Source organism: Nocardia sp. NPDC057227 (genome assembly GCF_042669725.1).
Lineage (GTDB): Bacteria > Actinomycetota > Actinomycetes > Mycobacteriales > Mycobacteriaceae > Nocardia > Nocardia asteroides_A.
The window spans coordinates 363,276-376,821 of the sequence record NZ_JBHUXA010000003.1; the positions used below are offsets into that span (position 1 = coordinate 363,276).

Sequence of the window (13,546 nt, forward strand, 5' to 3'; positions counted from 1 at the left end):
CGGTCAGCCGACGGTCGAGCTGGGCTGCGGCAGCAGCCCCGCCTCGCGGAATCGGAGCAGGCACCGGTCGATCACCGCGGCGTCCACCGCCGGGCAGGTGATGCCGGTGCCCGCCAGCGCGCGCCGGGTGGCGGTGTCGTCGAGCACCAGGTCGCCGACCCCGGAGTTCAGGTCGGCGTAGTTGCCGACCAGCAGCGCCGCCCGCGCCAGATCGTCACCGGGCGCGCCGCCCGCGGCCAGCCGCGCCGCGAGCACCTGCTGCGCCTCGTCCGGCGTGACGGTGCGCAGCGCGTACCCGAGCCGCTCCAGGCCGTGCAGGATCTCCTGGACCGGAGTGGGCGCGGTGTTCACCAGGTGGTACCGCTCCCCCGCCGGGATACCGCCGGTGACCAGCGCGGCGAGTGCGCGCGCCACGTAGTCCACCGGCGCCAGCGACACAGCGGCCTCCGGCGGCACCGCGGGTGCGATGCCGAGCAGCGCGGCGGCCCTGACCATGGTCCAGAGCGAGTCGTCGGCCGCGATCAGCCCGGTGCGGGCGGAGGCGCCGACCAGCCCGGGCCGGTATACCGCGACCGGGAGGCCGCGCTCCCCCGCGCGCCGGACCAGCTGCTCGGCCACCCACTTGCTCGCCACGTACCCGTGCCGGTTCACCTCGTCCGCGGCCAGCACGCTCCGCTCGGTGACCACTCCGCTGCGGTCCGCGCCGAGCACCGCGTCAAGGGTGCTCACCAGATGCACCGGCACCATCCGCGCGGTGCTCGCCAGCCGCAGCAGCTCGCGGGTGCCGCCGACGTTCGCGGTGCGCAGTTGCTCGTAGGTCGCCAGGTGGTTGACGAGCGCACCGTTGTGCACGATCGCGGAGAGCCGCGCGGCCAGGTCCGCGAAGACCGGCTCGTCCAGCCCGAGCCGCGGCCGGGCCAGGTCGCCGGGAAGCGCGGTGACCCGGGCCTCCAGGTCGGCGGTGGCCAGCTCGTAGTGCTCGAGCGCCCGGCGCAGCCTGCGCAGCCCGTCCGCCGGGTCGGCGGCCCGGACCAGGCAGTAGATCGGGCGGTCGGTGTGGTCGAGCAGCTCGCGCAGCAGGTGGCTGCCGAGGAAGCCGGTGCCGCCGGTGAGCAGCAGCGGCCCGGCGGGATCCGCCGGTTCCAGCCCGCCGACCTCGATGTCGTCGGCGAGCGCCGCGTCCTCGGCGAGCCGGGCGGCGAAGGCGGCCGGGTCGTCGGCCTCGCTCGCCGCGGCCAGCGCCCGCACGGTGGCCCTGGCGAAGAGCGCGCGCGGCTCCACCCGCAGCCCGAGCCGGTCGGCCAGCGCGGTGCGCAGCGTGAAGACCAGCAGCGAGGTGCCGCCGAGCTCGAAGAAGTCGTCCTCGGGGCCGACATCCTCCAGGTCGAGCACCTCGGCGAAGACCGCGGCGATGGCCTGCTCGCGCGCGGTCATCGGGGCGATCTCGCGGGCCGCGCGGGCGGCGTGCGCGGCGTGCGCGGCCGCCGGGTCGGCGACCGCCTCGCCGCCCGCCGCGGCCAGCACGCCGACCGGGGCGGCCGGGTCGACGAGGGCGGCGGCCAGCACCGCGCGGTACCCCTCGGCGAACCCCTCCACGCTGTCCCGGTCGAAGACCGCGGTGTCGAACCGGAAGACCGCGCGCGGCGGGTTCTCCCTGACGGTGAGGGTGAGGTCGAACTGCGCCGTCGGCTGCGGCACCTCCAGCACCTCGACCCGCAGCCCGGCCAGGGTGAGCGGCGGCGGGGCGGGCAGGTTCTCGTAGGAGAAGACGGTGCGCAGCAGCGGGTGCCCGCCGTCCAGCCGAGGTGCCCGCACGGCCTGCACGATCCGGTCGAAGGGCACGTCGGCCTGCTCGAAGGCGTCCAGCGCGGTGCCGCGGACGGCGGTGACCAGCTCGCCGAAGGTGGCCTCCGGGTCGATCCTGGTGCGCAGCGGGACGGTGTTGACGAACATCCCGACCAGGGCGTCCAGCGCCGGGTGGCCGCGGCCCGCCACCGGCGTGCCGATCACCAGGTCGTCCTTGCCGGAGAGCCGGTGCAGCAGCACCGCGTAGGCGGCGAAGGCGATCATGAACGGGGTGCCGTCGGCGATGCCGCCCGCGGGGACGTCGAGCGGGATCTCCACCGAGTCGCCGTCGCCCGCGCGCTCCTCGGCCACCCGGGTCGGCAGCGGCAGGCTGTCCGGGACGTCGGTCAGCACCGTGCGCCAGTAGTCGAGCTGCTTCGCCGCGCGGGAGTCCGGGTCGGCCTGGTCGCCGAGCCGCGCCAGCTGCCAGAGCGTGTAGTCGGCGTACTGCAGCGGCAGCGCGGGCAGCTCGGCCGCGCCACTGGCGTGCGCCGCGGCGTAGGCGGCGGTCAGGTCGGCGACCAGCGGGCCGAGCGACCAGCCGTCGGCCGCGATGTGGTGCGCGACGAGCGCGAGCACGTGTTGCTCGTGGCCGAGCCGGAACAGCCGCAGCCGGACCGGCGGGTCCACCGCGACATCGAACGGCTCCGACGCCAGCGCGTGCAGCTCGTCCCCGAGCTCGCCTGCCGGTGGCCGGGGTTCGAGGTCGAGCCCGGCCAGCACGGCGGAGACCGGCAGCACCTGCTGCCTGGCCCCCGAGCCGGACTCGGGGTAGACCGTGCGCAGCACCTCGTGCCTGTCCAGCACCGCGCGCACCGCCGCGTGCAGCGCGGGCGGCGCCAGCGGGCCGTCCAGCCGGACCGCGACCGGGAGGTGGTAGGCCGCCGAGTCCGGGAGCAGCTGGTTCAGCAGCCAGAGCCGGAGCTGGGCCGGGGCGGGCGGGATCACGTCGGGGCGCTCGCCCGCCACCGGCTCCGGACCGCCGGAGTCGGTGCCGAGCAGCGGAGCGAGCCCGGCCACGGTCGGGGTGTCGAAGACCGCGCGGACCGGCACCCGCAGCCGGGCGGCGACGCGGGTGGCGGAGAGCGAGGTGCCGCCGAGCGCGAAGAAGTCGTCGTCCGCGCCGATCCGGCCCTCGGTCTCGAATACCTCGGCGAAGACCTCGGCCACCCGCTGCTCGGCCGGGCCGGCGGGCGCGCGGAACTCGGTGCGGCCGAAGGTCGGGGCGGGCAGCCGCCTGGTGTCGAGCTTGCCGTTGGCGGTGAGCGGCAGGGTGTCCAGGATCTCGTAGGCGGCCGGGCGCAGGTAGGCGGGGAGCGCGCGGCCCAGCTCGGCGCGCACCGCGGCGAGCTCGATCCGCTCGCCGTCGGCGGGGACGAGGTAGGCGACCAGGTGGGTGCCGGTGCGCGGGTCGGTGTGCGCGGTGACGGCGGCGCGGGCGATGCCGGGCAGTGCGGTGAGCGCGGTCTCCACCTCGCCCGGCTCGATCCGGTGCCCGCGCACCTTGATCTGGAAGTCGCTGCGGCCGCGGTAGTCGAGCGCGGGCTCGCCGTCGATATCGGTGACGGTGACCAGGTCGCCGGTGCGGTAGAGCCTGCCGCCGGGCGGGCCGTACGGGTCGGCGACGAAGCGGCCCGCGGTGAGCGCGGGGCGGCCGTGGTAGCCGCGGGCCAGCGCCGGGCCGCCGATGTACAGCTCGCCGAGCACGCCGGGCGGCACCGGGCGCAGCGCGGCGTCGAGGACGAGGGCGTGGAAGCCGCGCAGCGGGGCGCCGATCGTCACCGGGCGGCCGGCGACCAGCTCGCCGATGGTGGCGATGTCGGTCGCCTCGGTGGGGCCGTAGCCGTTGCGCATGGCGCGGCCCGGCGCCCAGGCGTTCACCAGGTCGGCGCGGATGGCCTCGCCGCCGACGCCGAGCACCTTCAGCTCCGGCAGCTCGGCGGGGTCGAGGGTGGCCAGCACGGCCGGGGTGATGATCGCGTTGCTGACCCGCTCGCGGCGCAGCAGCGCGGCCAGATCCGGGCCTGCCACGGTGAAGCGGGAGGCGATGACCAGGGTGGCGCCGCCTGCCAGGGCGCAGAGCTGCTCGCCGACGGCCATGTCGAAGCCGGGCGAGGCGTGGTGCAGGGTGATCGCGCCGGGGCGCAGCGCGTAGCGGTCGTGCCGCTCCGCGGCCAGGTTGGCCAGGCCGCCGTGCGTGACCACGACGCCCTTGGGGCGGCCGGTCGAGCCGGACGTGTAGATGAGGTAGGCCGGGTGCTCCGGGCGGAGCGGGACGATGCGCTCGGCATCGGTGATCGGCCGCCGTCCGATCGAACCGGAACCGGCGAGCGCGTCATCCAGCAGGAGGCGCGGCATCTCGGCGGGCAACCGGTCCGCGTACTCCGCGGTCGTGAGCGCGAGCGCGGCGGCGCTGTCCGCCAGGACGTAGGCGATCCGCTCCTCCGGGTACCCCGGATCCACCGGGACGAAGGCGCCACCCGCCTTGGTGACCGCCCACACCGCCGCCACCGACTCCGCCGAGCGCTCGAGCAGCGTCACCACCCTGGTCTCCGGCCCGACCCCGGCCGCGATCAGCTCGCGGGCCAGCCGATCGGTCCGCGCGTCGAACTCCAGGTAGCTCCAGCGCCGCTCCTCGTGCACGACGGCGGTGTGCTCCGGCGCCCGCCGCACCGCCGCCGCGATGATCTCGGCGAGCGGCCGCGCCAGCACCGGCTCCGGCCCGCGCCACGGCACCAGCGCGCGCCGCTCGGCCGGGTCGAGCGGGTCGAAGGCACCGAGCGTCGCGGCCGGGTCGTCGGTGAGGTGCGCGAGCAGCCGCAGGAAGCGGGCGTGGTGCGCGGCGAGCTCCGGCTCGGTGTAGCGGTTCGGGTTGCCTTCGAACTCCACCCGCAGCCCGGCCGCCGAGCCGGGGTAGATGTTCAGCGTGAGATCCGGCACCGGCCCGGTGGTGAGCAGGTGCAGCGTCCCGCGGGCGGGGCCGAGCTCCACGGTGGAGTGGAAGTTCATGATGTTGACCGCGGGCCCGAAGCCGGCGCCGACACCGCCGCGATCCCGCTCGATGTCCTCACCGCGGTACCGCTGATGCCGCAGCGCCCCGCCGACCTCGGCGCGGGTCGCCGCCACCAGATCGGCGACGGCCGCCGCGTCCGGCACCGCGATGCGCAGCGGCACCACATTGCTGACCAGCCCGGCCGCCCGGCGCAGCACCGCGTTGGTGCGCCCGGTCACCGGCAGGCTCAGCGAGACCTCCGGCGTGCCGCTGCTCCGGCCCAGGTACCCGGCGAAGGCGCCGATCAGCACCGCCGCCGAACCCGCGTCACCACCCGCCGACTCCAGCGCCGCGACCCGCGCCGGATCCAGGTCGGCGCCGACGATCACCGACCAGGGCGCGAGCTCGCCGGGCCGATTCGACAAACTGACCGGATCGGGCAAACCCCTGGCGTGTTCGGTCCAATATTCCCGGTCCGTACGGAACCGCGAGGACTCACGGTACGTCCGGTCGGCATCGAGCAATGCCCGCGGCGAGCCGGGCTCGGGCTCGGGCAGCGTCTCCCCCGCGACCAGCCGCCCGTAGAGCTCGGCGTGCCTGCGCGCGACGGTCATCGCGCCGAAGCCGTCCAGCACCAGGTGGTGCACCCGGGTGTAGACCAGGTGCCGCTCCGGGCCGAGCCGCAGGATGGACGACCAGGAGGCCTCGTCGGCCGTGATGTCGATCGGGCGGCGCTGGTCGGCGCGCATCCAGGCGAGCGCGGCGGCGAACGGGTCGGCGGCGGCGCCGAAGTCGTGGAAGTCGACCTCGTCGTACTGGTCGTAGTCGAGCCGCTGCCAGGGCGTGCCGTCGGCATCGCGGCCGAAGCGCAGGTAGGAGCCGTATTCACGGGCCGTGTGCCGGGCCGCGAGCGCGTACGCCGCGCGGTCGAGCCGGCCGTGCACATCCACGTACTGGGTGATCGTGAGGGGGACGTCGCCGAGCAGCTGCTGGGCGAACCACACCTCGCGCTGCGCCGATGTCAGCGGCAACGTCGCTTGCGGGTGGGTACTCATGCTTTCCTCGATCTGTCGAACAACGCGGGAAAGGGTAGCCTTTCCTGACCCGGCGTGGGAAACCCGATTCTCACCCCCGGCGCTCGTCGTCTTCTAGATTCGGTCGGGTGACCACCGACGCTCGCACCCCCGCCACCGCCCGCATCCACGCCTTCACCGACGACGCGCTCGGCGACCACGACGCCCTCGCGCTCGCCGAGCTGGTGCGCCGCGGCGAGCGATCGCCGGGCGAACTGGCCGCGGCGGCCGCGCGCCGGGCGGAGGCGGTCGCGGAGCTGGCGGCGGTGGCCTACGGGAGCTTCGCCGATCCGGTGTTCCCGGTGCGGGCGGACGGCGTCTTCGCCGGAGTCCCCACCTTCGTGAAGGACAATTCCGACATTACAGGCATGCCGAGCAACCACGGGACAGCGGCCGTCACCGCCGCGCCCGCGCGCGGCACCGACGCCTACGTCCGCGAGTTCCTGAGCACCGGTGCCGTGGTGCTCGGCAAGAGCGCGCTCCCCGAGTTCGGCTTCAATGCCAGCACCGAGCCGGCGTACGGCAGGCCGACCCGCAATCCGTGGAACCCCGACCGCTCCGCCGGCGGCTCCTCCGGCGGCGCCGCCGCGCTGGTGGCGGCGGGCGTGGTCCCCTTCGCGCACGGCAACGACGGCGGCGGCTCGATCCGGATCCCGGCGGCGAGCACCGGGCTGGTCGGGCTCAAGCCGAGCCGGGGCAGGCACGCCGACTCCCGGCTGGCCCGGCTGCTTCCGCTGAACATCGTGAGCGAGGGAGTCCTCACCAGGACCGTGCGGGACACCGCCGCCTTCACCGCCGCCATCGAGCGGCGGCACCCGACCCGTGGACTGCCGCCGATCGGCTCGGTCGATGGCCCGCCGGACCGGCCGCTGCGGGTCGGGGTGCTGCTGGAATCGGCGGCCGGGCCGGTCGCCGACCCGGCCGTGCGGGAGTCGGTGCGCCGGGTCGCCGAGCTGCTGGGCGCGAACGGCCACCACGTCGAGGAGATCGCGCTGCCCTTCGTCAAGGCCATCGAGACGGCGTTCCTGCACTACTGGGCGATGCTCGCGGCGGTGGTCTCGGATACCGGGAAGCTGGCCGACCGGCACTTCGACCGGTCCAAGTTGGACGGGCTGACCCTGGGGCTGCGGCGCAAGTTCTACCGCGAGGTGTGGCGCACCCCCGGCGCATTGCGCGCCCTCTCCCGCGCCTACCGCACCTACGAGGCCGAGATGGGCGGCTACGACGCGGTGCTGGTGCCGACGCTCGGGCATACCACCCCGCCGCTCGGGCACCTCGCCCCCGCCGTCCCCTTCGACGAGCTGCTCGACCGGCTGCGGGTCTACGTCGGTTTCACCCCGCTGAACAACATCACCGGCACCCCGGCGATCTCGGTTCCGGCCGGATTGGCGCCCGCGGGTGTCCCGCTCGGCGTGCAGTTCGCCGGGGTGCGCGGCGCCGAGCGGGTGCTGCTGCAGCTGGCCTACCTGGTCGAGGCCGAACTACCGTTCCCGAGGATCACCGCACCTGGCATCTGACGGCGGATGACCGCACTCGACCGGCGCCGACCTGGGTAACCGGTGTGAGACACACAAAACACGAACGACCGTGTTTGTGAACCTTCCCGCCATCGTTTCCGCGAGTGGAAGATCATTCTCGAAGTTCGATACTGTGCGCCCGTTCACCGTGCTTCATCCGCAGATCGAAGGAAGACCGTGCCCAGAGTTCGAACCAGAATTCTGATCGTCCTGCTGAGCCTGTTCTCGGTTGGTTCGATCGCGGCGCCCCTACAGGCGCAGCCGCTGCTCCCGACCCCGGATCCCGATCCGTTCTTCACCGCGCCCGCGAACCTGGCCGACTACGCCCCCGGCGATGTGGTGCGCACCAGGAAGGTCGACTCCGGCATGTACGTCGGGACCGACATCCACCAGGTCGCGTTCCGCTCCAGCAACTCGTCGGAGGAGCCGATCCTCGGCATGACGACGGTGCTGCTCCCGATCGGTGTGAAGAACCCGCCGCTCGTCTCCTACCAGGCGCTGATCAACTCCCTCGGCACCCAGTGCAACCCATCCCGCTCGCTCTTCAACGGTGAACTGCAGGATGCCCCCGGCGCCATGCTGCCGATCGGCAAGGGCTGGGCGATCAGCATGCCGGACTACCTCGGCCCGCACGTCGCCTACGGCGCCGCGCAGCTCGGCGGCCGGATGACGCTGGACAGCGTGCGCGCCGCCAAGCAGGCCACCGAGCTGGGGCTCGGCGACTCCAAGGTCGCGCTGGCCGGGTACTCCGGCGGCGGCATGGCCACCGCGTGGGCCGCCGCCATGCAGCCCACCTACGCCCCCGACCTGGAGCTGACCGCGGTCGCCGCGGGCGGTGTCCCCGCCGACCTGGAGCAGATGGCGCTCTCGCTCGGCTTCGAGCCGCACATCGGCTTCGGCCTCGCCTTCGCCGCCGCCATGGGGCTGGAGCGCGAGTACCCGAACCGGTTGCCGATCAGCGACCAGCTGAACCCGAACGGCCTGTGGTTCCGCGAGTTCACGCACGACGCCTGCCGCCGCTTCCTGCTCTTCCACGGCGCCTACCGGAGCGCGGACCAGATGGCCGCCAGCAAGGCGCTGATGGACTCGCCGGAGGCGCGCGCGGTGCTGCACGAGAACAGCCTGGTCGACTACCCGGGCACCCCGACCGCGCCGATCATGCTCTGGCAGGGCCGGTACGACCAGCTCACCGCCTTCGAGCCGCTGGAGCGGACGGCGAACCGCTGGTGTGCCGCGGGCACCCCGCTCAAGTTCGCGCCGTACGACATCGCCGAGCACATGACCACCGCGGTGGCGGGCTTCGGCGAGGCGTGGAGCTACGTCGAATCGCGCTTCAACGGTGAGGCCGCGCCGGTCACCTGCTGATCGACGGGAACACGAGGAACGGCAGCGGGCCGGGTTCGAAACGACCCCGGCCCGCTCCTTTGTCGCTCAGGCCGCCCGTGTCGGCATGAGCGCGCGCAGGATGTCGGTCAGCGTGATCACGCCGAGCAGCCGCTCGTCCCGGTAGACCAGGGCGAGGTGGTTGCGCGAGTCCTGCAGCGTCTGCAGCACCTGATAGGCCGGGGTCTGCGCGGTGAGCACCGGCACCGGCCGCATCAGGTCGCGGGCGCGGGCGCCCTCCGGGGCACAGAGCGTGTCCCTGGCGTGCACGACGCCGATGATCGCGCCGTTCTCGGTCACCAGCAGCCGCAGGTGCCCGGCGGCGCGGGCCCGGTCCCGCATCCGCGCCGGATCGGCGTCCGCGGGCACCGAGCTCGGCTCGGCCGCGTCGTCGACCATCTCGCCGACGGTCCGGTCCTCCAGCTCCAGCGCGGCGGCCAGCCTGCGGTGGTCGTGCTGGTCGAGCGCGCCGACCGTCGCCGAGTGCTCGACCAGGTGCCGCAGCGTCTCCGGATCCTGCCGCGCCGCGACCTCGTCCACCGGCTGCACCCCGACCAGCCGCAGGCAGCGGTTGGCCAGCCGGTTCAGCGCCACGATCAGCGGCCGGGTGAACCACATGAAGCCGCGCATCGGAATCGCCAGCAGGATCGCCGACCGCTCCGGGTGCGCGATGGCCCAGGACTTCGGCGCCATCTCGCCGATCACCAGGTGCAGGAAGGTGACGACGAACAGCGCCAGCACGAACCCGCCCGCGTCGGCGAGCCCGGACGGCGCGCCGATCGACTCCAGCCCCGGCGTGATCCAGTGGTGCACCGCCGGCTTGGTGATGGCGCCGAGCGCGAGCGTGCAGACCGTGATGCCGAGCTGCGAGCCCGCCAGCAGCACCGACAGCTCGGTGGCGCTGCGCAGCGCGGCACGAGCTGCCCTGCTGGTGGCCGCGGCGTCCTCCAGCCGGTTGCGCCGCGCGGCGATCAGCGCGAACTCCACCGCGACGAAGAAGGCGCTCGACGCGATCAGCACCGTCGTGACCAGTGCGACGATCAGCGGGTCAGCCATCGGAAGCCACCACCTTCACGAACAGCGCCGACGGCACGTGCTTGCCGATGGCGATCACCTCGGCCCGGAGCAGCGCCCGCTCGGGGTCGGGGTGCAGCGGGTCGTGCTCGGCGGGCAGCGGCACCTCGACGGTCTCGCCGACCTCGGGCAGCCCGCCGTGCGCGGTGATCACCAGCCCGGCCAGCGTCTCGTAGTCGCCCGCGGGCAGCGGCCGCTCCAGCACCCGCTCGGCCTCGTCCAGGTGGATGTCGCCGGGCAGCTGCCAGCCGCCGTCCACCCGGCGCACGGTGGCCGGGTCGATCGCGGGGTCGTGCTCGTCGGACAGCTCGCCGACCAGCTCCTCGGCCATGTCCTCGACGGTGACGAGCCCGGCGAAGCCGCCGTACTCGTCCACCACCAGCGCCATCTGCTCGCCCGCGTCGACCAGCCGGTCCAGCACCTCGGTGAGCGGCAGCGTCTCCGGGACAACGACGGCGGGCCGCGCGGCCTCCCCCGCGGTGCCCGCGACGGTGTCGGCCAGCAGGTCCGGCAGGTGCACGATGCCGATCAGGTCGTCACTGGTCTGCCCGATCACCGGGTACCTGGTGTGCCCGCGGCCCATCAGCGCGCGCACCTCGAGCACCGGGTCGTCGGCGTTCACCGTGTCCACCCGTGGCCTCGGCACCATGGCGTGCTCGGCGGTGCGGGTCGGGAAGTCGAGCATCCGGTCAAGCAGCACCGAGAGCCGCTTCGGCAGCTCGCCCGCATCCCGCGATTCGGCGACGATGTGCGCCAGGTCGCGGGTGGTGGCCGAGTGCTCGACATCGTGCACCGGCTCGATCCGGAGCAGCCGGAGCAGCAGGTTGGAGGCGGCGTCGAAGAGCGTGATGAGCCAGCCGAAGAGCCGCAGGTACCAGGTGGTGGAGAGCGCGAGCGCGCGGGCCACCGGCTCCGGCTTCGCGATGGCCAGGTTCTTCGGGAAGAGCTCGCCGAACACCATCTGCACGACGGTGGAGAAGGCCACCGCGGCGACCGCGCCGACGCCGACCGCGATCGCGGCCCCGCCGAACAGATCGCCGATGCCGCGGCCGATCAGGGGCTCCGCGACATAGCCGACCAGCAGGCCGGTGACGGTGATGCCGAGCTGGGCGCCGGAGAGCATGAAGGAGGTGCGGCGGGTGACGGTGAGCGCGCGCTCCGCGCTCGCGTCCCCGCCTGCCGCCCGCGCCGTCAGCCGGGAGCGATCCACGGCCATGTAGGCGAATTCCTGGGCGACGAAGTAGCCGGTCAGTGCGGTGATGGCCAGCACGACCACGATGCCGAGCGCGATGGTCGCGACGGTCAGCATCGGAGTGCTCCGGGTTCAGGCCCGGATCGGGGCGGTTCGGGTTTTCGACGGCGCGTACGGCGCTTCATGACCTGCTTTCGCTGGAGGATTCGCTGGGGGTGTCGCCCTGCGGCAACAGCACCAGAATAGGGCATATCGCCCAGTCACTCCGGTGCCCGACGCCGTTCGGGGTGTTCCGGGGCATGCCCGCAGCACCCCCGTGGCAAACCCGGAGTCCGATCGGGGCGGATCGATCGTCCCGGTATTCGGTACGGTGGCCTCGTGCTTTCGATCCCCGAAACCGTTCTGGCCTCCGATGTGACGAACCTGGCGCTGCTGCCCGGCTTCCTCGACCCGGTGAACCTGCTCAACTCGTTCGGCACCTGGATGCTGATCGGGCTGCTGGTCGTGGTCTTCATCGAGTCCGGCCTGCTGTTCCCTCTGCTGCCGGGCGACTCGCTGCTCTTCACCGCGGGGCTGATCGTCGCGGGCAAGTCCGCCGACATCGAGCCGTTCGCGCCGCTCTGGCTGCTGCTGATCCTGATCCCGGTGGCCGCCGTCCTCGGCGACCAGGTCGGCTACTCGATCGGCCGCGGCGGCGGCATGAAGCTCTTCAAGAGCGACGACGCCAAGATCTTCAAGAAGAAGTACATCGTCGAGGCGACGCTGTTCTTCGAGAAGCACGGCCCGATCACCATCGTGCTCGCCCGCTTCGTCCCCATCGTGCGCACCTTCGCGCCGCTGGTGGCGGGCGCCGCGAAGATGAACTACCCGATCTTCCTGACCTACAACGTGGTCGGCGGCGTGCTCTGGGGCTCCGGGGTGACGATGCTCGGCTACCTGCTCGGGCAGATCGAGGTCATCCGCGACAACGTCGACCTGATCTTCCTGCTGATCGTGTTCCTCTCGGTGCTGCCGATCCTCTGGGAGATGGTCAAGCGCTTCCGCGGCCGCGGCGAGGACGAGGAGCCCGCGGGCGTCGACCCGGAGGCGACGGCGGTGCTGCCGATCGAGACCGGGCAGCAGCGCCCCTGAGCGCAGCGTCCCTGAGCGCTCAGGTTCAGCGGGTGCGGGCCGGTTCGCCGCCCGCCCCCGTCCGGTAGCTCCGCGCCACCAGCGCCGACCGCAGATACCAGAGGCCCTTCACCTGTCCCGGATCGAAGCCGGTGAGCTGGCCGATGCGTTTGAAGCGGTGGTCGATGGTGTTGGCGTGCACGTAGAGCACTCGCGCGGTGCGCTGCCGGTTCAGGTTGTTGCTGATGTGCACGCGCAGCGTCTCCAGCAGCTCGGGGCTGTCGTCCAGCGGGTCGAGCACGGCGCCGAGGCTGGCCCGCGCCGGGCCGGGGCGGGTGAGCTGGTACTCCAGCGCCAGGTCCTCGAAGCGGTAGAGCCCGCCGACCAGGTCGAGGCGCTGCACGATGTCGAGCAGCTCGTGCGCCCGGTCGGCGGAGGCCGGGATGTCGTCGGTGTCGCTGTGCACCAGCGTGGCCCGGATCGGCACCTGGGCCGCGGCCGAGAGCCGCTCGACGAACTCGTCGGCGCGCTCCGGGTCGAAGTGCTCCTCGGGGATGAGCACGGTGCCGCCGTCCACGCTGAGCAGCGCCAGCGCGTGGTCGCCGCAGCTGCGGGCCAGCTCGGCCTGCACCCGGCGGAGCTTGCGGCGGGCCACGACGGCGCGGTCCAGCGCCGGGTCCGACTCGTCCCGGTGCGGCGGGACGGCGAGCGCGAGCACGTGGTACGAGTCCGCCACCGCGATCCCGCACTCGCGCGCCATGGTCGAGGAGCTGTGCCCGCCGAGCAGCGCGGAGGTGAGGGTGTGCACCGCCGTGTGGTGCTCGTTCACCACGCCGCGCAGCTCCCGCACGTAGGCCAGCGCCACGGTGGAGGTGATGCTGTCCACGATCTCCAGGAAGCGGCGCGCGATGTCCACCATGGACTGGTAGTCGCGGACGGTGGCATTGGCGCTGATCCGGTCGAAGGCCATCTTGAGCCCCTCGTGCACCGCGTGGTGGATGGTGTCGATCGGGATGCCCTCGCGCGCCCACTCGGCGGCGGCGGTGCGCAGCCGCTCGGACTTCTCCGGCGAGGCGTCACCGTCCAGCATCCGCGCGGCGAGTTCCAGGCACACCCTGGTCACGGCGGTGACGTCGCCGCTGATCGCCTCGCCCGGCAGCGTGCCGCAGGTCGCGACGGTGCTGACGAAGTGCCTGACCACCTGCCGCGACATGGTGCGGACATCGCCGAGGTGGGTGGAGGCGAGGCGGCCCGAGACCACCAGATCGCGCTCCGCCACAGGCTGTTCGATGGTCATACCGTCCTCTCCGGCGGGGATCACGCGCGCCCGCGAAGACCCTTCATGCTTCCGTGACCGGCC

General features: G+C 73.4%; 7 protein-coding genes. 3 read left to right on the forward strand and 4 right to left on the reverse strand.

The window, feature by feature from the left end:
• Nucleotides 1-3: 3 nt before the first annotated feature.
• Nucleotides 4-5,892 carry an amino acid adenylation domain-containing protein gene (locus tag ACFUJ1_RS07590; protein WP_378643675.1) on the reverse strand — a complete coding sequence of 1,963 codons (5,889 nt, stop codon included), beginning with the start codon at nt 5,890-5,892 and terminating at the stop codon, nt 4-6.
• 107 nt (nt 5,893-5,999) lie between these two features.
• On the opposite strand from ACFUJ1_RS07590, the gene ACFUJ1_RS07595 reads away from it, so the two are divergent.
• Together ACFUJ1_RS07595 and ACFUJ1_RS07600 are read left to right on the forward strand one after the other, a co-directional pair.
• Nucleotides 6,000-7,427 carry an amidase gene (locus ACFUJ1_RS07595; RefSeq protein WP_378643676.1) on the forward strand — a complete coding sequence of 476 codons (1,428 nt, stop codon included), beginning with the start codon at nt 6,000-6,002 and terminating at the stop codon, nt 7,425-7,427.
• A gap of 177 nt (nt 7,428-7,604) precedes the next feature.
• Nucleotides 7,605-8,792 (forward strand): lipase family protein, encoded by a 1,188-nt coding sequence (locus tag ACFUJ1_RS07600; RefSeq protein ID WP_378643678.1) that lies wholly within the window; start codon nt 7,605-7,607, stop codon nt 8,790-8,792.
• Nucleotides 8,793-8,858: 66 nt separating this feature from the next.
• Here ACFUJ1_RS07600 and ACFUJ1_RS07605 read toward each other — a convergent pair whose 3' ends face one another.
• Together ACFUJ1_RS07605 and ACFUJ1_RS07610 are read right to left on the reverse strand one after the other, a co-directional pair.
• Nucleotides 8,859-9,866, reverse strand: a complete 1,008-nt coding sequence (locus ACFUJ1_RS07605; RefSeq protein WP_378643680.1) for a hemolysin family protein — start codon at nt 9,864-9,866, stop codon at nt 8,859-8,861.
• Nucleotides 9,859-11,193: a hemolysin family protein gene (locus ACFUJ1_RS07610; protein ID WP_378643682.1), complete on the reverse strand. Its 1,335-nt coding sequence runs from the start codon at nt 11,191-11,193 to the stop codon at nt 9,859-9,861. Before ACFUJ1_RS07610 ends, ACFUJ1_RS07605 begins: the two co-directional genes overlap by 8 nt.
• Before the next feature lie 270 nt (nt 11,194-11,463).
• On the opposite strand from ACFUJ1_RS07610, the gene ACFUJ1_RS07615 reads away from it, so the two are divergent.
• Nucleotides 11,464-12,207 carry a VTT domain-containing protein gene (locus ACFUJ1_RS07615; RefSeq protein WP_378643787.1) on the forward strand — a complete coding sequence of 248 codons (744 nt, stop codon included), beginning with the start codon at nt 11,464-11,466 and terminating at the stop codon, nt 12,205-12,207.
• A gap of 25 nt (nt 12,208-12,232) precedes the next feature.
• On the opposite strand, the gene ACFUJ1_RS07620 is transcribed toward ACFUJ1_RS07615, so the two are convergent.
• Nucleotides 12,233-13,483 (reverse strand): PucR family transcriptional regulator, encoded by a 1,251-nt coding sequence (locus ACFUJ1_RS07620; RefSeq protein WP_378643683.1) that lies wholly within the window; start codon nt 13,481-13,483, stop codon nt 12,233-12,235.
• Between the last annotated feature and the right edge of the window lie 63 nt (nt 13,484-13,546).

What these genes read in the sequence shown, in the direction of transcription:
- ACFUJ1_RS07590 (WP_378643675.1), bottom strand. Translation starts at nt 5,892, where the DNA reads ATGAGTACCCACCCGCAAGCGACGTTGCCGCTGACATCGGCGCAGCGC.
- ACFUJ1_RS07605 (WP_378643680.1), bottom strand. Translation starts at nt 9,866, where the DNA reads ATGGCTGACCCGCTGATCGTCGCACTGGTCACGACGGTGCTGATCGCG.
- ACFUJ1_RS07610 (WP_378643682.1), bottom strand. Translation starts at nt 11,193, where the DNA reads ATGCTGACCGTCGCGACCATCGCGCTCGGCATCGTGGTCGTGCTGGCC.
- ACFUJ1_RS07620 (WP_378643683.1), bottom strand. Translation starts at nt 13,483, where the DNA reads ATGACCATCGAACAGCCTGTGGCGGAGCGCGATCTGGTGGTCTCGGGC.